At 70.4% G+C, this 20,965-nt stretch carries 18 protein-coding genes; 8 read left to right on the top strand and 10 right to left on the bottom strand.

The features are described 5' to 3' along the window. Positions 1-131 precede the first annotated feature (131 nt). The 3 genes from AC07EJ_RS41355 (at position 132) to AC07EJ_RS41345 (ending at position 2,276) form a co-directional block, all read left to right on the top strand. On the top strand, positions 132-800 hold the full coding sequence (locus AC07EJ_RS41355; protein WP_389484893.1) for a TetR family transcriptional regulator: 669 nt from the start codon (positions 132-134) through the stop codon (positions 798-800). Positions 801-974: 174 nt separating this feature from the next. Then, the gene (locus tag AC07EJ_RS41350; protein ID WP_389484890.1) at positions 975-1,346 is read left to right on the top strand and encodes a Zn-ribbon domain-containing OB-fold protein; all 372 of its coding nucleotides are present in this window, start codon (positions 975-977) and stop codon (positions 1,344-1,346) included. 66 nt (positions 1,347-1,412) lie between these two features. After that, positions 1,413-2,276 carry a 3-hydroxybutyryl-CoA dehydrogenase gene (locus AC07EJ_RS41345; RefSeq protein ID WP_393587572.1) on the top strand — a complete coding sequence of 288 codons (864 nt, stop codon included), beginning with the start codon at positions 1,413-1,415 and terminating at the stop codon, positions 2,274-2,276. Between the two features lie 21 nt (positions 2,277-2,297). On the opposite strand, the gene AC07EJ_RS41340 is transcribed toward AC07EJ_RS41345, so the two are convergent. Then, on the bottom strand, positions 2,298-3,572 hold the full coding sequence (locus AC07EJ_RS41340; RefSeq protein ID WP_393587574.1) for an arginine deiminase: 1,275 nt from the start codon (positions 3,570-3,572) through the stop codon (positions 2,298-2,300). 197 nt (positions 3,573-3,769) lie between these two features. Between AC07EJ_RS41340 and AC07EJ_RS41335 the strand changes: the two genes are divergently transcribed. Continuing rightward, positions 3,770-4,861 (top strand): baeRF3 domain-containing protein, encoded by a 1,092-nt coding sequence (locus tag AC07EJ_RS41335; protein WP_389484706.1) that lies wholly within the window; start codon positions 3,770-3,772, stop codon positions 4,859-4,861. Positions 4,862-4,907: 46 nt separating this feature from the next. Further along, positions 4,908-5,552, top strand: coding sequence for a hypothetical protein (locus tag AC07EJ_RS41330; protein WP_393587576.1), 645 nt, complete (start codon positions 4,908-4,910; stop codon positions 5,550-5,552). 8 nt (positions 5,553-5,560) lie between these two features. Here the strand turns inward: AC07EJ_RS41330 and AC07EJ_RS41325 are convergent, their stop codons facing one another. The 4 genes from AC07EJ_RS41325 to AC07EJ_RS41310 all read right to left on the bottom strand — a co-directional run bounded on the left by AC07EJ_RS41325 (position 5,561) and on the right by AC07EJ_RS41310 (position 8,456). After that, positions 5,561-6,523, bottom strand: a complete 963-nt coding sequence (locus AC07EJ_RS41325; RefSeq protein WP_389484703.1) for a threo-3-hydroxy-L-aspartate ammonia-lyase — start codon at positions 6,521-6,523, stop codon at positions 5,561-5,563. A gap of 13 nt (positions 6,524-6,536) precedes the next feature. After that, positions 6,537-7,160, bottom strand: coding sequence for a helix-turn-helix transcriptional regulator (locus AC07EJ_RS41320; RefSeq protein WP_389484701.1), 624 nt, complete (start codon positions 7,158-7,160; stop codon positions 6,537-6,539). Positions 7,161-7,249: 89 nt separating this feature from the next. Further along, positions 7,250-7,948, bottom strand: coding sequence for an HAD family hydrolase (locus AC07EJ_RS41315; protein WP_389484699.1), 699 nt, complete (start codon positions 7,946-7,948; stop codon positions 7,250-7,252). A 25-nt stretch (positions 7,949-7,973) separates the two neighbouring features. Then, positions 7,974-8,456, bottom strand: coding sequence for an Lrp/AsnC family transcriptional regulator (locus tag AC07EJ_RS41310; protein ID WP_389484697.1), 483 nt, complete (start codon positions 8,454-8,456; stop codon positions 7,974-7,976). A 221-nt stretch (positions 8,457-8,677) separates the two neighbouring features. Here AC07EJ_RS41310 and AC07EJ_RS41305 point away from each other — a divergent pair, with 221 nt between their 5' ends. Beyond that, positions 8,678-10,900, top strand: a complete 2,223-nt coding sequence (locus AC07EJ_RS41305; protein ID WP_389484694.1) for an NADP-dependent isocitrate dehydrogenase — start codon at positions 8,678-8,680, stop codon at positions 10,898-10,900. A gap of 75 nt (positions 10,901-10,975) precedes the next feature. Here the strand turns inward: AC07EJ_RS41305 and AC07EJ_RS41300 are convergent, their stop codons facing one another. The 5 genes from AC07EJ_RS41300 to AC07EJ_RS41280 all read right to left on the bottom strand — a co-directional run bounded on the left by AC07EJ_RS41300 (position 10,976) and on the right by AC07EJ_RS41280 (position 17,390). Then, positions 10,976-11,551 carry a dihydrofolate reductase family protein gene (locus AC07EJ_RS41300; protein ID WP_389484692.1) on the bottom strand — a complete coding sequence of 192 codons (576 nt, stop codon included), beginning with the start codon at positions 11,549-11,551 and terminating at the stop codon, positions 10,976-10,978. Positions 11,552-11,706: 155 nt separating this feature from the next. Then, a complete protein-coding gene (locus AC07EJ_RS41295) occupies positions 11,707-12,594 on the bottom strand; it encodes an LLM class F420-dependent oxidoreductase (RefSeq protein ID WP_478886172.1) in 888 nt (295 codons plus the stop codon). A 150-nt stretch (positions 12,595-12,744) separates the two neighbouring features. After that, on the bottom strand, positions 12,745-14,289 hold the full coding sequence (locus AC07EJ_RS41290; RefSeq protein ID WP_393587586.1) for a GMC family oxidoreductase: 1,545 nt from the start codon (positions 14,287-14,289) through the stop codon (positions 12,745-12,747). A 20-nt stretch (positions 14,290-14,309) separates the two neighbouring features. Next, on the bottom strand, positions 14,310-15,878 hold the full coding sequence (locus AC07EJ_RS41285) for an APC family permease (RefSeq protein ID WP_389484685.1): 1,569 nt from the start codon (positions 15,876-15,878) through the stop codon (positions 14,310-14,312). 42 nt (positions 15,879-15,920) lie between these two features. After that, positions 15,921-17,390 carry an aldehyde dehydrogenase family protein gene (locus AC07EJ_RS41280; RefSeq protein WP_389484683.1) on the bottom strand — a complete coding sequence of 490 codons (1,470 nt, stop codon included), beginning with the start codon at positions 17,388-17,390 and terminating at the stop codon, positions 15,921-15,923. A gap of 420 nt (positions 17,391-17,810) precedes the next feature. On the opposite strand from AC07EJ_RS41280, the gene AC07EJ_RS41275 reads away from it, so the two are divergent. Together AC07EJ_RS41275 and AC07EJ_RS41270 are read left to right on the top strand one after the other, a co-directional pair. Then, a complete protein-coding gene (locus AC07EJ_RS41275) occupies positions 17,811-19,322 on the top strand; it encodes an FUSC family protein (protein WP_389484887.1) in 1,512 nt (503 codons plus the stop codon). A gap of 302 nt (positions 19,323-19,624) precedes the next feature. Further along, the gene (locus tag AC07EJ_RS41270; RefSeq protein ID WP_478886171.1) at positions 19,625-20,962 is read left to right on the top strand and encodes a nitric oxide synthase oxygenase; all 1,338 of its coding nucleotides are present in this window, start codon (positions 19,625-19,627) and stop codon (positions 20,960-20,962) included. The last annotated feature ends 3 nt before the right edge of the window (positions 20,963-20,965 follow it).

Raw genomic sequence — 20,965 nt, 5'->3', positions numbered from 1 at the left:
CCTGGTGTGGTTCCTGAAAGCGACACTATGGCACTCAGTACCCTCTGGCAAGGTACGTGGTGCCAGACGAGCCGCTTCGGTGTTACGTTCCCGGCATGACTGAGGCGACCAGACCGGCCAAGAAGGCGCCGATGCGCGAGGTGCTCGCCGAGGCGGCGTTCCAGCTCTTCCTCGACCGGGGTTTCGAACGGACCACGGTCGACGACATCGTCGCCCGGGCGGGCGTCGGGCGCAGGTCGTTCTTCCGGTACTTCCCGTCCAAGGAGGACGCGGTCTTCCCGGATCACGAGCGCTGCCTCGCCGACATGACCGCGTTCCTCGAAGAGGCCGACGGCGACGACCCGGTGGGCACCGTCGCCGACGCGGCGCGCCTCGTGCTGCGCATGTACGCGGCCAACCCCGAGTTCTCCGTGCAGCGTTACCGCCTGACGCGTGAGGTGCCCGGCCTGCGGACGTACGAACTGTCGGTGGTGCGGCGCTACGAGCGCACGCTCGCGGGCTATCTGCGGGCGCGCTTCGAGGGGGAGCGGGACGGCGCCCTGCGGGCCGAGGTGATCGCCGCGTCCGTCGTCGCAGCCCATAACAACGGGCTCCGCTCCTGGCTCCGTTCGGGTGGTGAAGGAGACCCGTACGCGGCCGTGGACCACGCTCTCGCGATGGTGCGCGGTGTGTGGGGCGGTGCGGACGAGGGTGTGACGCGGGCCGCCACGGAGGACGAGGTGGTCGTGATGGTCGCCCCGAAGGGCGCCCCGATGTGGCAGGTCGTGCAGCGGATCGAGTCGGCCCTCGGGCAGGGCTGAGGGCTCGGCCCGGGGTGGATCCGGCCAGATTTGGCACTCAGTACCTTTACAGTCCGGCACTCAGTGCCATACGGTGCGAAGGCGCCGACGCGAAGGCGCCGCGCATCAGAGCCGAGCGCAGGGGGCCGAGCCGTGTCCGAGACAGCAATCCACACCGCGCCTACCGGGCACGAGGTGTCCCATACCCCGCCGACCCGGCACGACGGGACCGGCCTGACGATCCAGCGCTGCCGATGGTGCGGCACCGCCTCCTTCAGGCGGCTCCTGTGCCCGGTGTGCGCGTCGAGCGATCTTCAGCCCGAGCACAGCGAAGGGCTGGGCGTCGTCGTGCAGTCCAGCGTCGTGAACCGGTACACGGGAACGGCGCGCAACGAGTCCCTCGTCCGCTTCCCCGAAGGCTTCGTGTTCCGGTGCCGCGTCGTCGGCGCCGCCCCGAACCTGGTGTGGATCGGGGCCCGGGTGCGACCCGTGGCCGGCAGCGACCCCGACGCCGGGGAAGTGGTCTTCGAGCTGTGCGACACGGGCGGACGCACCGACTGGCAGTGACCCTGCCGTATGACGACAACTGGTGGCCCGGCAAACGTGAGCCGCCGTGAGAGAGGACGTTCTTCGATGCGTGAGTTCGCCGGAGTGGGCGTGGTGGGCTGCGGCCTGATGGGATCGGGTATCGCGGAGGTCTGCGCCCGCGCCGGTCTCGACGTCCTGGTCGCCGAGCGCGGTGAAGAGGCGCTCGCGGCGGGCCGGTCCCGTATCACCGCGTCCCTCGACCGCGGCCTGCGCAGCGGGAAGCTGAGCGCGGACGAGCGTGAAGCCGCCCTCGCCAGGCTGGAGTTCACCACCGACCTCGACGACTTCGCCGACCGAGACCTGGTGGTCGAGGCCGTCGCCGAGCAGCCCGACGTGAAGACCGCCGTGTTCAAGGAGCTCGACCGGGTGCTCGGCGGAGGGGACGCGGTCATCGCCTCCAACACCTCCTCCATCCCGATCATCGACCTCGCCGCGGTCACCTCGCGCCCCGAGCAGGTCGTCGGCGTCCACTTCTTCAACCCCGTACCCGTACAGCGCCTCGTCGAGGTCATCCCGACCCAGCTCACCGCGCAGTCCGTCACCGACGCGGTGACGGACTTCGCCGAGCGGCGGCTCGGCAAGACCGTCGTCCACGCCCAGGACCGGGCGGGCTTCGTCGTCAACGCCCTGCTCATCCCGTATCTCGTCGCCGCGGTCAGGATGCTGGAGTCGGGCGCCGCGTCCGCCGAGGACATCGACAACGGCATGGTGCTCGGCTGCGCCCACCCCATGGGCCCGCTGCGCCTTCTCGACCTCATCGGCCTCGACACCGCCCAGTCCATCGCGGAGTCGATGTACGACGAGTTCAAGGAGCCGCTGTACGCGCCCCCGCCGCTGCTGCGCCGCATGGTCGCCGCGGGCGCCCTCGGCCGGAAGTCGGGGCGGGGCTTCTACGCGTACGGAAGCTGAGTCGGGGGCACTCGGCGCCGGTCAGAAGTCGACCGGGTCCCGGATGAGCGGGCATGTCATGCAGTGCCCGCCCCCTCTGCCCCGGCCGAGCTCCGCGCCGACGATGGTGATGACCTCGACGCCCGCCTTGCGCAGCAGGGTGTTCGTCTGGGTGTTGCGGTCGTACGTGATGACGACGCCGGGCTCGACCGCCACGGCGTTGTTGCCGCTGTCCCACTGCTGGCGCTCGGAGGCGTAGATGTCGCCGCCGGTCTCGATCGCGCGCAGCGCGCCGAGGCCGAGACCCTTCGCCACGACGTCGACGAACGGGCGCGACCCCTCGTCGGTGATGTGGAGGCCGGACGGATCGCCGCCGGGGCGCAGCGTGAAGGTGTGGACGGCGTCCATGATGGCCGGGTAGAGCGTGACGACGTCGCGGTCCGCGAAGGTGAAGACGGTGTCCAGATGCATGGCGGACCGCAGTTTCGGCATGCCGGCGACGATGACCTGTTCCGCCGCGCCGTTCTCGAACAGCGCGGCTGCCACCTGGGTGATCGCCTGGCGTGAGGTGCGCTCGCTCATGCCCATCAGGACGACGCCGTTGCCCACGGGCATGATGTCGCCGCCCTCGAACGTGGCCTGGCCCCAGTCCCGTTCGGGGTCCCCCCACCACACGGTGGAGCCCATGAAGCCGGGGTGGAACGTGTAGATCGCCTTCATCAGCAGGGTCTCGTCGCGGCGTGCGGGCCAGTACAGCGGGTTGAGGGTGACGCCTTCGTACAGCCAGCACGTGGTGTCGCGGGTGTAGAGGGTGTTGGGCAGGGGCGGCATCAGGTACTCGCGTACGCCCGTCGACTCGCGGACGAGGGCGACGTAGTCGGAGCGGAACTCGTCCGGCAGGTCGGTGGTGGCCAGACCGCCGATCAGGTACTCGGCGAGACGGTGCGGGCTGAGCTCGTCGAGGAATGCCCGGGTGTCGTCCATGAGGCCGAGACCGACCTCGTTCGCGACGATCTTGCGGTCCAGGAGCCAGGCCTTCGCCTCGGGGATCGTCATGGTCTCGGTGAGGAGTTCGTGCAGTTCGACGACGTCGACGCCGCGCCCGCGCAGCTTGTCGACGAAGTCGGCGTGGTCGCGCTGGGCGTTCTCCACCCACATCACGTCGTCGAAGAGCAGGTCGTCCGAGTTGGTCGGGGTGAGCCTGCGGTGGGCGAGGCCGGGCGCGCAGACCAGGACCTTGCGCAGCGTGCCGACCTCGGAATAGACGCCAAGTGTCTGCTCGAGCGCCGGCTCGGCCGTGGTGTCGTTGCTGATCACGATGTGCCTTCTGCCCTCGTCATGTCTTCCTCTGGCCGTGGGCGTTGGATCCGACAGGCGACGACGGTAATCGCTAAATGTTCCGTATGCCCCCCGAAGGGGAGCGGGGAGCAGCACCGCGCGCCGAACCAGAAATTCGGGCATATCGTGCATCGAGGAAGCCTTGTGAACCCCGCACGCCTCCGGAAGGCGCTCCCATGCAGCCCGAACTGACCCCGGCCGTGCTCGCCTCGCTGCGACGGCCCCGGCAGTATCCGGCGGTGTCCGTGCTCGTGCCCACGCACCGGCGCAAGCCGGACAACGCGCAGGACCCCATCCGGCTGCGCAATCTGCTGGCCGACGCCGCCAAGGAACTGGACGCCGATCCCGCGGTGAGCCCGGAGCGCCGCCAGGGCGTCGTCGAGCAGCTGGATCTGGCGCTCGCGGAGATCGACCTCGACCACGCCGAGGACGGTCTGGCGATCTTCGCCTCTCCGGGCGAGCACCACGTGTGGTCGCTGCCGCGCACCGTCCCCGAACGGGTCGTCCTCGCGGACACCTTCCTGACCCGCAATCTCGTCGCCGCGTACACCGCCGAACAGCCCTACTGGGTCCTCGCCGTCTCGGCGGACCGCGCCGTGCTCTGGAGGGGTGACGCGCGGCGCCTGGTGGAGCAGCGCATCGCCGGGTTCCCGCTGACCCGGAGCCTGGACGACCCCGACGCCGAGCGCAAGGAGCGCATCGGGGACCTGCCGAGCACCTACCGCGACGAGCGGACCCGCCAGTTCCTGCGGGCGGTCGACACAGCGCTCGACGAGGCCCTCGCCCCCACCATGCGGCTGTACGTCGCCGGTGAGCAGGCGGCCGTCACCCTGCTGAACGAGGTCGGAACCGCCACCGAGCACGCCGTCCCCGTGGCCCACGGAGGGCTCGCAAGCGCCGGCGCCGAAGCTGTGCGCGAGGCCGTGCTGCCCGCCGTCACCGCACAGGAGCAGCAGCGCGTGGCCGCCACCATGGCGGACATCGAGCGCGCGCGGGGCTGGCGGGAGTTCGCCGCGGGGGTGGACGAGGTGGGGGAGCACGTCGCCGCCGGGCGGGTCCGCGTACTCGTCGTGGAGGAGCACTTCCGCACCACTGTCCGGCTGGACGGCGACCACCTGGTCCCGGCCGAGCCCGGCGACCTGGACGCCCACGACGACATCGTCGACGAGTTGGTCGAACGGGCCCTGGAGACGGGCGCCGAGGTGCGTTTCGTCCCCGACGCAACCCTCCCGGACGGGACGGGAATCGTCGCCATCATGCGCTACTGAGCCAGAGCTTTCGCAAAGAGGCAACACGATGCAAGGAGACGTCTGAATGAATGCCGGTTCCCCCGGGAAGAAGCCTGCGCCGCGCCGGCGGCGGTCCATGACGGCCGTCCTCGCGGTGCTCGCCGTCACCACAAGCGTCGCGGCCCTCGTGTCATGCAGCACGGACAGCGGCAACGGCAGTTCGTCGAGCGTCAGCCCGCGCGCGACGCCCCCCAATACGGCTTCCTTCTCCGGCACCCCGCCTTCCGCGATGGCGTCGGCCGCCGAGTCGGCCGTCGCCTCCGCGAAGGCGGCGGCCTCGGCGGCGGCGAGCTCCGCGTCGGCCAGGGCCTCGGAGTTCGAGGCTTCCGTGTCGGCCGAGGTGGAACGCGCCAATGCCGCGGCCGCCAGTGAACTCATGAAGGTCAAGGGCCAGGGCAACGCCATGGCCGACGTCGCCCTCACCGGGAAGCCGCGGTCCCAGACGGGCGGCGTGTTCGCCGTCGTCGTCAACATCACCAACCGCACCGACAAGAAGGCGTCGTACGCGGTGCAGGTCGACTTCAAGGACGCCGACGGCAAGGTCGTCGAGACCCGGTACGTCGGCGCGGAGGACCTCGACCCCGGCAAGCGGGCCCAGCCGCTCGCCATCAGCCGCAAGCCCCCGGAGATGAAGCTGACGGCGAAGATCGCCAAGGCGCAGCGCTACTGAGTGGCGCCTCAGGGCCGGAGCAGCTCCGTGAAGCGTTCGACGTCGACGTTGCCGCCGCTGACGATCACGCCGACGCGGCGGCCGCGCAGCTGCCCGGCCAGGGCGCGGGCGGCGGCGAAGCCGAGGCAGCCCGTCGGCTCGACGACGGTCTTCATCCGGGTGTGGAAGATCCGCATGCACTCGACGAGCTGGTCGTCCGTGGCGGTGAGGATGTCGTCGACGCCGTCCTTGATGACGGCGAAGGTGTGCTTGCCGAGGTGCCGTGTCTGCGCGCCGTCCGCGATCGTCTGCGGGGTGTCGATGTCGATGATGCGGCCCGCTCGCAGGGACTGCCGGCCGTCGTCGCCCGCCTCGGGTTCGACGCCGTAGACGGCGCAGCCCGGGGACAGGGCGCGGGCGGCGAGGATCGACCCGGAGAGCAGCCCGCCACCGCCCAACGGCACGAACAGCGCGTCGAGTTCGCCGACCTCCTCGAACAGCTCCTTGGCCGCGGTGCCCTGGCCCGCCATCACATCCGGGTGGTCGTACGGGGGAATCAGCGTCAGGCCGCGCTCGGCGGCGACCCGGTGCCCGATCTCCTCGACGTTCTCGCTGTAGCGGTCGTACATCACGAGCTCCGCGCCGTACCCCTTGGTGGCGGCCAGCTTGGCCGCGGGCGCGTCGTGCGGCATGACGATGGTCGCGGGCATCTCCAGGATCGCGGCGGAGAGCGCCACGGCCTGTGCATGGTTGCCGGACGAGTAGGCGACGACGCCGGCGCGGCGCTGCTCCGGGGAGAACCTGGACAGCGCGTTGAACGCGCCGCGGAACTTGAAGGCGCCCATGCGCTGGTAGTTCTCGCACTTGAAGTGGAGCGAGAGGCCGAGTTCGGAGTCGGTGAGGCGCGAGGTGAGCACGGGGGTGCGGTGGGCGTGCGGCGCGACGCGCTCGTGCGCGCGCACCACGTCGTCGTAGGTCGGCAGGTCGGTCATGGGGGACTCCCTCTCATTTGGCATCCGCGTACACCGTCGCCCTCGACACACCCAGGTGGTCGGCGACGATGCCTGCCGACCGGCGTACTTCCATGAAGCCCTGCGCCTTCAACTCCCGTACCAGCTCCCGGCGTTGAGTCGTCCGCAAGGCGCGCGGAGTGGTCGCGCGGTCGGCGGCGAACGCGTCGATCCGGGCGCGGATGGCATCGCCGTTCGCCGGGTCGAGCGACTCGGCGGGGTCGGCGGCGCCGTCGAGGCGGCCGAAGTGGTCGAGCACGGTGCCGATGCCGTCGAAGACGGTCATGTCGATGTTCAGGCAGAGCGCGCCGGCGTAGTGGCCCCGCTCGTCCTTGATGCCGATCGACGTGCTCTTGACCCGGCGGCCGTCCGCGAACCGGTTCGGATAGTTCGCCACGACCTGTGGGTACGCGTCGTCGGCCAGACGCGCGAGCCCGAGTTCGGTGGCGGGATCGCCCACGGAACGGCCCGACAGGTTGTTCTCGATGGCGACGATCGCGTGGTCCGGGTCGTCGAGGTCGTGCACGACGACCTCGCAGAACGGTGCGAACGTGGCCGCGAGCCCCTTGGCGACCTGCTGGAGCTGCTCCATGAGATGGGTGTGACCGGGGTCGGACATGCAGACAGTTTATAAAGAGCTGGACGATCCGTCCAGAGAGGTCCTGGGAGGTCCTGGGAGGTCGGCTGTTGCCAAGGGAGCCGCGGTGGTCACCTGCCCGCAGTGGCCGTCCTCGCCAGCCAGTCGTACGCGGCCTCGGCCGTGAACTCCCGCTGCCCGCCCCGGAACAGCAGCCCCGCCGTGGCGAACGCCGGATCTTCGGCCTGCGTGGCCACATACGGGATCGCGATGCACCGCATCCCCGCGGTGTACGCGGCCGCGGCTCCCGGAATCGCGTCCTCCACCACCGTGCAGTGCGCGGGCATCACGCCGAGCCTGCGCGCCGCCTCCAGGAACACGTCGGGCGCGGGCTTGCCGTGGGCGACCTCGTCCGCCGAGACGAAGACCCTCAGCTGCGCGTCGAGGCCCGTGCCCGACAGGATCGCGTCGATGGCCTTCGGCGGCGATCCGGACGCGACGGCCATCGGCACCCCCGCCTCGTGCAGCCGCTCCACGAACTTCCGCATCTGTGGATAGACCGCTGTAGCCGTCCGGGCGAGCGCCAGATAGCGGGTGTTCATCTCCGTGAGCAGTGCCTCGACCGGGGCCTGGATGGCGTACGTGCGCCGCAGGATCTCGATGGTGTCGTGGGTGCTGATACCGACGTACGACTCGTGTTCCTGCCAGGTGAAGTCCGGGACGCCGTGTTCGGCGAGGGTGCGTCGGGTCGCCTCGAAATAGTTCGGTTCGCTGTCCACGAGGGTTCCGTCGAGATCGAAGACGACGGCGGTGCTGCCCAGGGTGCTCATGCGCTCCAGGATGCCAAGGCCGTGGTCAGCGGCGCTCGGCGGCGGCCCGGCCGATCGCCGCGACGAGCGGCAGGACCCGGTGCGGCACGCGCTCGCGCAGGGCGACCTCGGTACGGGTGCGGACCACTCCGGGCAGCCGGTTGAGCTGCTGGATGATGTCCTCCAGGTGGCCGTTGTCGCGGGCCGCCACCCGCGTCAGGAGGTCTCCGCCGCCGGTGATCGAGAAGACCTCGATGATCTCCGGGACGCCGGCGAGCGCGTCGCCCACCTCTTCCAGATGGCCCTGCGTGACCTCGATGTGGACGAACGCGAGGACCGGGTGGCCGAGCGCGGTGAGGGAGAGGGCCGGGCCGGTGCCGGTGATCACCCCGTCGCGCTCCAGCCGGTCGAGGCGCGCCTGGAGCGTGCCGCGGGCCACGCCGAGGATGCGGGCGTACTCACGCACGCTCGTGCGCGGCTGCTCCAGGAGGAGGCGCAGGATGCGGGTGTCCAACTCGTCCACGGCCATGGAGCTGCGGCCTCCTTCGCGGGGCGGTGATCGCCGGATGACTGTACCAATGGTCCAGAGGATCCGGGATTGTGCGGGCCGGTGGAGCGTGCCGGGGGAGGGGGCCCGGATCCGGTGCCGGATCCGGTGCGGGGTCCTGTCGAGAGGGGGTCGGTCACGAGATATCTTGATGTCGAGCAATGTTGCAGACGAGAGACGCAGACTGTGGAGCGGAGCACCCGGTGACTGACTCGACCATCATCTATACGCACACCGACGAGGCCCCGGCCCTCGCGACGTATTCGTTCCTGCCCGTGGTCGAGGCCTACGCCTCGACCGCCGGTGTCAGTGTGGAGAGCCGCGACATCTCGCTGGCCGGGCGGATCATCGCCAGCTTCCCGGAGCGCCTCGCGGAGAGCCAGCGCATCGACGACGCGCTCGCCGAGCTCGGCGAGCTGGCGAAGACGCCCGGCGCGAACATCATCAAGCTGCCGAACATCTCGGCCTCCATCCCGCAGCTGAAGGCGGCCATCGCCGAGCTGCAGGGCCAGGGCTACGCGCTGCCGGACTACCCGGACGACCCGCAGACCGACGAGGACAAGGACGTCCGCGCCCGTTACGACAAGGTCAAGGGCAGCGCCGTCAACCCGGTCCTGCGCGAGGGCAACTCCGACCGCCGCGCCCCCGCGTCGGTCAAGAACTACGCCAAGGCCCACCCCCACCGCATGGGCAAGTGGACGCCGGATTCGAAGACCAACGTCGCCACCATGGGCGTCAACGACTTCCGTTCCACCGAGAAGTCCGCGGTCATCGCCGAGCCCGGCACCCTGCGCATCGAGCTGGCGGCCGCCGACGGCACCACCACCGTCCTGCGCGAGTCCGTACCGGTCCTCGCGGGCGAGGTCGTCGACGCCTCCGTGCTGCGCGTCGCCGCGCTGCGCGAGTTCCTCACGGAGCAGATCGCCAAGGCCAAGGCCGAGGACGTCCTGTTCTCCGTGCACCTCAAGGCCACGATGATGAAGGTCTCCGACCCGATCATCTTCGGCCACGTCGTGCGCGCCTTCTTCCCGAAGACGTTCGCGAAGTACGGCGAGGCGCTCGTCGCCGCCGGCCTGTCCCCGAACGACGGCCTCGGCACCATCCTCAAGGGCCTGGACTCCGTGCCCCACCTGGGCGCCGAGATCAAGGCGTCCTTCGAGGCCGAGATCGCCGAGGGCCCCGCCCTCGCCATGGTCGACTCGGACAAGGGCATCACCAACCTGCACGTACCGTCCGACGTCATCGTCGACGCGTCCATGCCGGCCATGATCCGCACCTCCGGCCACATGTGGGGCCCGGACGGCGAGGAGGCCGACACCCTCGCGGTGCTGCCCGACAGCAGCTACTCCGGCGTCTACCAGGTCGTCCTCGACGACTGCCGCGCCAACGGCGCCTTCGACCCGTCCACCATGGGCTCGGTGCCGAACGTCGGCCTCATGGCGCAGAAGGCCGAGGAGTACGGCAGCCACGACAAGACCTTCGAGATCCCGGCCGCGGGCACCGTCCGCCTCGTGGACGCCGCGGGCAACGTGGTCCTGGAGCAGGAGGTCGCCGAGGGCGACATCTTCCGCGCCTGCCAGACCAAGGACCTGCCGATCCAGGACTGGGTCAAGCTCGCCGTCACCCGCGCCCGCGCGACCGGCAACCCGGCCGTGTTCTGGCTCGACGAGGGCCGCGCGCACGACGCGACGCTCATCGAGAAGGTCAAGACGTACCTGGCCGACCACGACACGGACGGTCTGCAGATCGAGATCATGTCCCCGGTCGAGGCGACCGCGTTCTCCCTGGAGCGCATCCGCCGCGGCGAGGACACGATCTCCGTCACCGGCAACGTGCTGCGCGACTACCTGACCGACCTCTTCCCGATCCTCGAGCTGGGCACGAGCGCGAAGATGCTCTCCGTCGTCCCGCTGATGAACGGCGGCGGCCTGTTCGAGACGGGCGCCGGCGGCTCCGCCCCGAAGCACGTCCAGCAGCTCGTCAAGGAGAACTACCTGCGCTGGGACTCTCTCGGTGAGTTCCTCGCCCTCGCGGTCTCCTTCGAGCACCTCGCGACCACCACGGGCAACGCCCGCGCCAAGGTCCTGGGCGACACCCTCGACCGCGCGACCGGCACCTTCCTCAACGAGGACAAGTCGCCGAGCCGCAAGCTGGGCGGCATCGACAACCGCGGCAGCCACTTCTACCTCGCCCTGTACTGGGCCCAGGAGCTGGCCAAGCAGACCGACGACGCCCAGCTCGCCGAGGCGTTCGCGCCGCTCGCCAAGACCCTCGGCGAGCAGGAGCAGACGATCGTCGACGAGCTGATCGCCGTCCAGGGCAACCCGGCCGACATCGGCGGCTACTACCAGCCCGACGCCGCCAAGGCCGCGGCGATCATGCGCCCGTCGGCCACGTTCAACCAGGCCATCGCGTCGCTCGCCTGAGCACTCCCGGTCTGACGCGTTCCGCCCCGGTCGGCACCAGCCGACCGGGGCGGTCCCGTATCCGCGGTACGGGGGCTACGAGACCGTCTCCGTCGCGCGCCGGTAGCGCAGCAGCTCGACCCCGTTCCCGAACGTCCGGCTCTCCACCAGCCGTAGCGGGACCCTGCGGCCCGACGCCGGGAACAGCGGTTTCCCGCCCCCGATCAGCACCGGATTGACGTACACGCGGAACTCGTCGACCAGGTCGTGCTCCATGAAAGCGGCCGCAAGATCGGCCCCGCCGAGCGCCATGTCCCCGCCGGGCTGCGCTTTGAGCGCCAGGATGTCCTCCACGACGACGTCCCGCACGATCGTCGTGTTCTCTTCGGCCTGCTCCAGCGTCCTGGAGAACACGATCTTGGGCATGTTCCGCCAGATCGCGGCGAACTCGGCCGTCGTCTCGCTGCAGTCCGGGTCGGCGTCGGCGGTCGGCCAGTACGCCGCCATGAGCTCATGGATGACCCGCCCGTCCAGGAAGGCGCTCATCCCGGCGAGCTCCGCGTTGCGGTAGCGGAGCAGCTCTTCGTCGACCACATGCCAGCTGATGTCGCGGTCCGGTCCCTCGATGTAGCCGTCGAGGGAAACCATCATGCCCACAATGACGTCTCGCATCCCAACTCACTCATTCCTCAAGGTGGTTGTGGCCGGGCGGATCACTGCCGCCGGTCATTCCTCAACCGTATGAGGGTGCGCGGCGCGTGGGGCGTGCGGCAGGGGGTCGACCTGGGAGGCACAGGAATTCGCGTGCGGATCTCACGCCCCTGGGCTCAGAGCTCCAGTACCGTCGCGAGCCGCCGCCACTGCTCCCGGGGCAGGCCGGCCCGGTCCTCGCCCGGGGTCAGCACCTGGATGGCGACGTGGTCCGCGCCCGCGTCCAGGAAGGCGTCGATCCGCTCGCGCACCCGTTGCTCGTCACCCCAGCCGAAGAGGGCGTCGACGAGCCGGTCGCTGCCGCCGTCCGCGAAGTCGTCCTCGGTGAAGCCGAGACGCAGCCAGCTGGTGGTGTAGTTGGCCAGCTGCAGATAGAGCGCGAGCGTCTCTCGGGCGGTCGCCCGGGCGCGGTCCGGGTCGGCCTCGAGGACCACGGTGAACTCCGGCGCGAGCAGCGGCCCCTGGCCGAGCGTCTCACGGGCCTGCGCGGTGTGCTCCGGGGTGACCAGATACGGGTGCGCTCCGGCGGCACGGTCCCGGGAGAGCTCCAGCATGCGCGGGCCGAGCGCGGCCAGCACGCGGCGGCCGGCCGGGACCCCCGCGGCGTCCAGCGCGTCGAGGTAGTCGACCATGGCGCCGTACGGACGCTTGTACTGCGCGGTGAGCTTCGCGTGGCTCACGCCCAGGCCGAGCAGGAACCGGCCGGGGTGGGCGGCCTCCAGGGCGGCCCAGCGGTCGGCGGTCTCCCGCGCCTCGTGCTGCCAGATGCTGAGGATGCCGGTCGCGACGGTGATCTTCGAAGTGGCCTCGATCAGCGGGGCGGCGTGCTCGATGCCACTACTGCCGCCGAGCCAGAGCGCGCCGTAGCCGAGCTGCTCCAACTCCGCCGCGGTTTCGGCGCGTTCGACCGCCAGAGCAGGGTCTGGGTCGCGCAGCCCGGTGTTCCACAGGCCGTACCTGCCGATCGCGGATGCCTGCGTGCTGCTGCTGTCGCTGAAGCTCATGAACTGTCTCCCGCTGCCAGGTGGATCACTGTCCGATGTCTGCCGCAACCCTCGTCGGCGATCTTGTATTCCATCACCACGAAACCGTGTGCGACGGCCGCGCGGGCGGGCCGCACCGGCAACACCCTCACCGGATCAACCCTCCCCGGATCACCCCGCCTTGATCATGTCGGCGCACTTCTCGCCGATCATCATCGTCGTGATGCACGGATTGACGGCAGGCAGGAACGGCATGACCGACGCGTCGGCCACCCGCAGCCCGTCGACCCCCTTGACCCGCAGCTGCGGGTCGAGCGGAGAGTCCGCGTCGGACGCCGAGCCCATCCGCACCGTTCCCGCCGGGTGATACACCGTGTTGTGGGTCTCCCTGATGTAGGAGAACAGCTCGTCGTCGGACTGAGCGGCCGGGCCCGGGGCGAGTTCGGCACCCGCCCACGCGGCCATCGGCGCCTGCGCCACGATCTCCCGTGCGAGCCGAAGCCCGTGGATCATCACCCGGATGTCGTGCTCATCCGTGAAGTACCGCGGGTCGACCTTGGGCTTGTCACGGAAGTCGCGGGTGCGCAGCCGCACCGTGCCCATGGACCGGGCCCGGGTGACGTTCGGCGTGAGACAGAACGCGTTGTCCGTCGTCGGGTAGCCGCGCCGGTACGTGTTCATGTCGAAGGGCACCGAGCCGTAGTGGAACATCAAGTCGGGCCGGTCCAGGCCCGGTTCGGTTCCGGCGAAGATGCCGATCTCCCACCACTGGGTGGACCTCGTGACCATGGGCTGCTTCGCCTCCCACATGATCACGCCCTCCGGATGGTCCTGGAGGTGCGAGCCGACCCCGGGGGAGTCCACCCGCACCCCGACGCCGCAATCACGCAGATCCCCGGCCGGGCCGATGCCCGACAGCATCAGCAGCTTCGGCGAGTCGATGGCCCCGCAGCTCACGATGACTTCACGCCGCGCGGCGACCGAGCCGCTGTGAATGGTGTCGGGCTCCAGGTAGTCGACACCGGTGCAGCGATTGCTGTCGTCGAAGCGCAGCAGCTTGGCCTGGAGCCCGGTACGGATCTCCAGATTCGGCCGGCTGCCGAGAATCGGATGGAGATACGACACGGACGCGGACGAACGGGTGCCGTCCTCGCGGGCGTTGATCTGGAACCAGTTCGCGCCGCGCACCACCGTGGAGCCGGTGTTGAACGGCGCGGTGGGAATGCCCGCGTCGGCACAGGCGGCCAACAGGGCCCTGCCGCACGGGTCGTTGGGCGGGATCGTGCGGATGGTGACGGGGCCGGAGCGGCCATGGTGGTCCCCGGGCGCGTCGTTGGTCTCCAGGCGCTGGTAGAGCGGGTAGCAGTCCGCGGCGCTCCACCCCGTGCAGCCGAGCGCCCCCCACTCGTCGAGATCCTCGGCCGGAGCCCAGAACGCGATGCACGAGTTGTGCGACGAGCAGCCGCCGAGGACCTTGGCGCGGGCGTGCCGCATGAAGCTGTTGCCGTTCTCCTGCGGCTCCACCGGGTAGTCCCAGTCGTAACCGGACTCCAGCAGGGCCATCCACCCCTCGAGCCGCAGGATGCTGTCGTCGCCGACGTCGGAGGGGCCGGCTTCCAGTACGCAGACGGTGACGGCCGGGTCCTCGCTCAGCCGCGCGGCCACGACCGCCCCGGCCGTACCACCGCCGACCACCACGTAATCGAACTCATCCACCTCTGCTGCTCCTTCTCGACTCAGGCTCCGCCGCGGGCCGGTGCGGGCTCCGGCGGTTCTCCGACGGCGTGTTCGGCGATCACGCCGGTCTTCCTGCGCTGCACGAACCAGTAGTAGGTGAAGCCCGCGGCCGCGACGACGCCGACGAACAGGACGCCGCCCCATCGCAGATACCAGTGCTGGGGTCCGGTGGCGTTGTAGACCGCGGCGCGCGGCCACAGCAGGTTGACCGACATCGCGGCGCCCCAGAGCACCGCCAGGATGTTGACCGGCAGGCCGAGGCGGCCCAGTGAGAAGTAGCCGGGCACGGGCGACCACTCGCCGCGCAGCCTCAGTACCAGCATGGGCGCCGTGACCAGCAGATACGCGATGTAGATCATGATGATGGCGATGCTGGTGACAACCGAGAAGATCTGCGGTTGCTTGATGTTGACGACGAGGATGGCGATCGCCACGAACCCGATCAGGCACGTGGCGACCACCGGTGTCTTGAACCGCGGGCTGATCCTGGCCAGTCTGGAGCCGGCCGGCAGGTTGTTGTCGCGGGCCATCGCGAACGCCATGCGCAGGCCGGCGGTCTGTACGGACAAGGCGCACACGGTGATGGCGATGACGACGCACCACAGCACGGCCAGGCCGACCGTCTCGCCGAGCGTGGCCTTCACCACGTACTGCAGACCGTCCACCGACAGCTCTTTGGCCTGCAGGTCAGGGGTGGCGAGCAGCGCGAAGAGCAGGATCAGGCCGCCCAGGACGAAGGAGGCGATGAGTGCGCGCAGGATGGCGCGCGGAGCGTTGCGGGCCGGATCGATGGACTCCTCGCCGAGCGAGGAGGCGGTGTCGAAGCCGTACATCACGTACGCCGAGGCGAGCGACGCGGTCAGGAACGCGCCGAGGTAGCCGAGCGGCTGGCCCTGTCCGTAGCCGTCGGTGTCGACGATCGCGCTCGGACCGCGGGTGATGTGCGCCGCCAACAGGCCCACGAGCATGACCGCAGCGATCAACTCGATGAACACCCCGGCGGAGTTGATGGTGGCCATCAGTTTGACGCCGAAGGCGTTGATCACGGTGGTGAAGAGGATGAGGATCGTGCCCAGGAGCACGGCGTTGGCGGCCGCGTCGTACGGTCCCGTCCCGTCACCGATCACCTGGAAGAAGCCCGAGATCTGAGGCAGCGTCAGCTGATACGCGAGGGCCACGGCGGCCAGCGACACCATGGTCGCGATCGTCATCATCCAGCCCGCCAGCCAGCCGATGTGCGGACCGCCCGTGTGCTTGGCCCAGTTGTACACCGACCCCGCGACGGGGAAGCGCGCCGCGAGTTCACAGAAGCTCAGCGCCACCATCAGCTGCCCGAGGAAGACCATCGGCCATGACCACCAGTAGGCCGGCCCGCCGAAGCTGACGCCGAAGTAGAACAGCTGGAAGGTGCCTGTGAGGATGGAGATGTAACTGATGCCGGCGGCGAAGGTGTGGAAATTGCCGAGGGTGCGCTTGAGTTCGGGCTTGTAGCCCAGCTCCGTGAGCGCGGCGTCCTGGTCCTGACCGCTCGCGGCGTGACCAGGAGCATCAGGCGGAATGTCCGGCATCGCCGTTCTCCTCTCCCGCGCCGGTGGTGGCGTGCCCAGGACTCACTCGAACCACCGCTGCGGCCGTGGCGCGGTGTTACGCCAGATGTGCTTGGCCTCCTGGTACTCCGCGAGGCCGGTCGGACCCAGCTCCCGGCCGACACCGGACTGCTTCATGCCGCCCCACTCGGCCTGCGGTACGTACGGGTGGAAGTCATTGATCCATACGGTCCCGGCGTTCAGCAGGGACGCGACCCGCTCGGCTCGCTCGGCGTTCTGCGTCCAGACCGCTCCGGTCAGGCCGTAGACGGTGTCGTTCGCGAGGGCGACCGCCTCGGCCTCGTCGCGGAACCGCTCGACGGTCAGGACCGGGCCGAAGGATTCGTCGCGTACCACCGACATGCCCGGGGTGCACTCGGTGAGGACGGTGGGCGGATAGTAGTAACCGTCCCGCAGCGCCGGGTCCTCGGGCCGGACGCCACCACAGCGCAGCACCGCACCCTCGGCGACACCCGCGGCCACATATGCCTCGACCTTGTCGCGGTGGGCGGCGGAGATCAGCGGACCCGTGCGGGCAGCCTCGTCGAACGGGCCGCCCATCGGGATCGCGCGGGCCCGCGCGACCAGGTCCTCGACGAACCTGTCGTGCAGCTCGTCCTCGACCAGCAGCCGCGCCCCGGCCGAACAGACCTGACCGGAGTGCAGGAACACGGCCATCAGGGCGTAGTCGAGAGCCGTCTCGTAGTCGGCGTCGCCGAACACGATGTTGGGGTTCTTGCCGCCGAGCTCCAGAGCCACCTTCTTCACGGTGGGCGCGGCCGCGGCCATGATGCGCCGTCCCGTGACAAGACCACCGGTGAACGACACCATGTCGACCCGAGGGTCCTCGGTGAGCGGTGCTCCCGCGTCCGGACCGGTGCCCAGGACGAGATTGGCGACCCCGTCGGGCAGTCCTGCCTCGGCCAGCAGTCGCATCAGGATGATCGCGGTGTGGGGAGTGAGTTCGCTGGGCTTGAGGACGAAGGTGTTGCCCGCGCCGAGCGCGGGGGCGACCTTCCAGGCGGTCTGCAGCAGCGGATAGTTCCAGGGAGTGATCAGCGCGCACACGCCGACCGGCACGTGCACCACTCGGCTGTCCACGCCGGGGTTGCCGGTGTCGACGATCCGGTCGGTGCCGCCGGAGGCCACCAGATTGCCGAAGTAGCGGAAGCAGTTGGCGATGTCGTCCATGTCGTACTCGCTCTCCACGAGCCGTTTCCCGGTGTCCAGGGATTCGGCGCGGGCGAGTGCGTCCTTGTCACGCTCGATGAGGGCCGCCACGCGAAGCAGCAGCGCGCCGCGCTCGGCGGCCGGTGTGGCGGGCCACGGTCCGCGGTCGAAGGCTTCACGGGCCGCGGTGACCGCAGCCGCCGCGTCCTGCGGACCCGCCTCGTCGACCGTGGCGACCAGCGTGCCGTCGGCCGGGCAGCGGATCTCGCGCACCCGCCCGTCGACGGCAGCGATCCACCTGCCACCGATGAACAGCTCAGGCATGCAGACTCCTCCGGGTCGGACGTTCGATCCAGCTACCGAGCGCGATCGGTCCCCCGACCCTGCTCCCGAGCACGCAGTGTGGTGCTCCACTAGCCGACAGTAAGTACCCGGCGTCGCCTGTGCAGCACGGCGGGGCCAGCGGTGAGGTGAAGGGCGTCCCGTTGCCGGACCTTCTGCCGGACCTTCTGCCGGGCCTTCTGCCGGATCTCCATGATCGGATCTCCACGATCGGCGTGGTCCGTTGGTCCCCTCCCGGCTGACGCGCAGCGTGTTTGACTGGGCCATTGGCCCAAGGCATTCGCCTGCTGTTGATCCATAGGCCCTTGAGATGCTGTGATGTTCCTGTCGATGGCGCTGCGGGATCTCCGCGGCGCCTTTTTCATGCGGAGTTTCGCGGTGACGCGGAAAGAGTGGGTGGCCGTGCTGAAGAGGGTGTTCGTGGCTCCGGATCCGGGGCGGCTGCGGTTGCGCTTCGCGACCCGTGGCGTCCTCGGTATCAGCCTTGCAGTGGCCCTGTGCGGGCTCGCCGGACACTCGCTCGTCGCGGCCATCACCGGTGGCCTGGCCGCGCTGCTCGCCCTGTTCACGGTGACCGACGCGACGGTGCGCGGACAGGCCGTGACGACCGTGCTGCTCCCGGCCGTCGGCCTCCCGGTGCTCGGGCTCGCGGCCGCGCTCCACGACATACCCGTGGCTCGTGACCTGGCGTTCCTCGCCGTAGTCGGCGCCGGAGTGTACGCGCGGCGGTGGGGGCCGCGCGGACACTCTCTCGGCGTCTTCGCGTTCATGACCTTCTTCGCCGCGCAGTTCCTGCACACCGTGCCGGACCAGCTCCCCGAGCTGTACGCCGCCGTACTCCTCTCGCTCGCCGCCGCGTCCCTCGTGCGGTTCGGGCTGTGGTGCTACGAGCGCCGGCTGCCGGTGCCCGCGGCGGTGGCGGCGCCCACCGGCGGGAGCGGGCTCGCGCGCATCACGACGAGGCAGGCGGTGCAGGCGACCGTGGGCGCCGGCTTCGCGCTCGCCATCGGCCAGGTGCTGTCCGACCAGCGCTGGTACTGGGCCGTGGGCGCCACGTGGTGGGTGTTCGTGAACACCACGTCCCGCGGCGAGACGACGGTCCGCGGATTCCGTCGGTTCCTGGGGACGGTGCTGGGCATCGTGCTCGGCTTCGTCGTGGCCGTGCCGCTGCACGACCAGCCCGTCGCGGCCGCCGTGGTCGTCGCGCTCAGCGTGTTCGGGATCTTCTACACCGCCGCCGTCTCGTACACGTGGATGATGCTCGCCGTGACCGTCATGGCGAGCATGCTGTACGGGCTGCTCGGCGTCCTCGACCCGGCGCTGCTCGCCCTGCGGGTCGGCGAGACCGCCGTCGGGGCGCTCGGTGCGGTGCTCGCGGTGCTGCTCGTGCTGCCGGTGACCACGCACTCCGTCACCGACGCGTGGGTCGAGCGGGCCCTGCGGTGCGTGCACGCCTGCACCGCCGAGGCCGCCGCCCGGCTGGCGGGCTCACCGACGGCCGACCCGGGCCGGCGCGTGGCCGAGCTGGAGTCGATCCTCGGCCGGGTGCGGCTCTCGCTTGCGCCGCTGGTGCATCCGTTCAGCCCGATGCGGGCGCGGATGGGCCGGGCCCGGCACGTACTCGCGCTGCTCGACGACTGCGCGCGCGAGGTGCGCGGGCTCGCCTCCGTCGTCGCCGACCCCGAGGCCTCGCACGACGCCCGGCTCGCCGCGGCCTGCTGGCGCGTGGAGACCGCCGTCGAGGCGCTCACCGACACGCCGGCGGGCGCACAGCGCCGCCAGGCCGAAGCCGGGGCGCTGCCGCAGGCGGTCGAGGGTGAACCCGTACTGGCCCACCTCCACGCCCTGGAGCGGGCCCTGCTCGAACTCGCCGTCCCGCTGCGCGGATCCGACCGGGTCGCGGTCGGCGCCTGAGCCCGCGAGGCAGCTCTGACCCGTCGTGGGGGCGCGCGCTGAGTAGTTCGCGCCCCCGTGTTGCCCTACGCGCTCCCCTCTCGCCGGAGCCTGATCGCGCGGACGGGCGCGGCCCTGATTCACCTGTCCCACCTGCGACAACGGCCCGCGAGACGGACGCCCCGGCACGTTCCGGGGCGGATTCGCCAGTCACGTGGACAACGGATCGGCCCCCGGACGGGTGACGCAGCGGCATCATGTGGACGCACGGAGTACGCGGCCCCGCGGGAGGGCCCGTGGCCGGGGACCCCTGGGAGTGCGCGATGCCCGATACACCGCAGAGAACCGACGGACCCGCCGACTGGCTGGACCGAGCCGAGTCCAGGGATGGCGCCGGGGTCTGGGACAGCGGCTTCCAGGAGCGGCACGACCGCTGTCCGGCAGGCGCCGCCCCGTATCACCCCAATGCCAATGCCAATGCCAAGGCCCTGGCCAACGCCCCCTTCGGCATCGGCAACCCCCGCATCCCGGACCCCCATGCCCCAGCCCCCCGCACCCCGGAACTCTGGCCCGCCGCCTCCGACTTCATCCGCGCCCACCACGCCGAGGAGCGGCTCGGCGACCCGTCCGCTCGCCTCGCGGAGGTGTACGCCGGGATCGCGGACACAGGAACGTATCGCCACACCGAACGCGAGCTCACCTTCGGGGCCCGCGTCGCCTGGCGGAACGCCAACCGCTGCATCGGCCGCCTCTACTGGAACTCCCTGCACGTCCGCGACTTCCGCCATCTCACCGCGGCCGAGGACATCGCGGCCGCCTGCACCGACCATCTGCGCGAGGCCTCCCAGGGCGGCCGCATCCGCCCCCTGATCACCGTCTTCGCGCCCGACACGCCGGACCGCCCCGGGCCCCGCATCTGGAACGAACAGCTCATCCGGTACGCGGGATACGTGCAGCGCGACGGCCGCGTCGTCGGCGACCCGCGCAACGAGGGCCTCACCGCGCTCGCAAGGTGCCTCGGCTGGCGCGGCGGGGACGGCACCCCCTTCGACGTACTGCCCCTGATCGTCCAGGGCACCGACGACAAGCCGCGCTGCTTCGACCTGCCGCCCGACGCGGTCCTCGAAGTCCCTCTCGAGCACGAGGAATACGACTGGTGGGCCGGGCTGCGGCTGCGCTGGCACGCCGTGCCCGCGCAGTCCACGATGTGCCTGGAGATCGGCGGGATCTGCTACCAGGCCGCCCCCTTCAACGGCTGGTACATGGGCACCGAGATAGGCGCCCGCAACCTCGCCGACACCGACCGCTACGACCTCCTGCCGCGCATCGCGGAACGCCTCGGCCTCGACACCACCAGCGACCGGTCCCTGTGGAAGGACCGTGCACTCGTCGAGCTGAACCGCGCCGTCCTGTACTCCTTCGACCGCGCCGGCGTCACCGTCACGGACCATCACACCGAGTCGCGGCGCTTCCTCACGCACCTCGACCGCGAGGAGCGCAAGGGCCGCACCGTCGGCGCCGACTGGTCCTGGATCGTGCCGCCGATCTCCGGTTCGGCGACCCCGGTCTTCCACCGCACGTACGACACGACGGAGCGCACGCCGGCGTACGTGCAGCATCCCGAGGCGCTCGCCAGGGCGTCCGGCGACTTCCTGGTCTAGACC

The organism is Streptomyces sp. NPDC045026, assembly GCF_056432625.1.
The sequence above is the reverse complement of the archived record's forward strand: the minus strand, read 5'-3'. Positions and strand labels throughout refer to the sequence as shown.

Excerpts from the sequence above, each read along its gene's own strand:
- AC07EJ_RS41355 (WP_389484893.1), top strand. The coding sequence starts at position 132 with ATGCGCGAGGTGCTCGCCGAGGCGGCGTTCCAGCTCTTCCTCGACCGG.
- AC07EJ_RS41345 (WP_393587572.1), top strand. The coding sequence starts at position 1,413 with ATGCGTGAGTTCGCCGGAGTGGGCGTGGTGGGCTGCGGCCTGATGGGA.
- AC07EJ_RS41335 (WP_389484706.1), top strand. The coding sequence starts at position 3,770 with ATGCAGCCCGAACTGACCCCGGCCGTGCTCGCCTCGCTGCGACGGCCC.
- AC07EJ_RS41330 (WP_393587576.1), top strand. The coding sequence starts at position 4,908 with ATGAATGCCGGTTCCCCCGGGAAGAAGCCTGCGCCGCGCCGGCGGCGG.
- AC07EJ_RS41325 (WP_389484703.1), bottom strand. The coding sequence starts at position 6,523 with ATGACCGACCTGCCGACCTACGACGACGTGGTGCGCGCGCACGAGCGC.
- AC07EJ_RS41320 (WP_389484701.1), bottom strand. The coding sequence starts at position 7,160 with ATGTCCGACCCCGGTCACACCCATCTCATGGAGCAGCTCCAGCAGGTC.
- AC07EJ_RS41315 (WP_389484699.1), bottom strand. The coding sequence starts at position 7,948 with ATGAGCACCCTGGGCAGCACCGCCGTCGTCTTCGATCTCGACGGAACC.
- AC07EJ_RS41310 (WP_389484697.1), bottom strand. The coding sequence starts at position 8,456 with ATGGCCGTGGACGAGTTGGACACCCGCATCCTGCGCCTCCTCCTGGAG.
- AC07EJ_RS41300 (WP_389484692.1), bottom strand. The coding sequence starts at position 11,551 with ATGCGAGACGTCATTGTGGGCATGATGGTTTCCCTCGACGGCTACATC.
- AC07EJ_RS41295 (WP_478886172.1), bottom strand. The coding sequence starts at position 12,594 with ATGAGCTTCAGCGACAGCAGCAGCACGCAGGCATCCGCGATCGGCAGG.
- AC07EJ_RS41285 (WP_389484685.1), bottom strand. The coding sequence starts at position 15,878 with ATGCCGGACATTCCGCCTGATGCTCCTGGTCACGCCGCGAGCGGTCAG.
- AC07EJ_RS41280 (WP_389484683.1), bottom strand. The coding sequence starts at position 17,390 with ATGCCTGAGCTGTTCATCGGTGGCAGGTGGATCGCTGCCGTCGACGGG.
- AC07EJ_RS41270 (WP_478886171.1), top strand. The coding sequence starts at position 19,625 with ATGCCCGATACACCGCAGAGAACCGACGGACCCGCCGACTGGCTGGAC.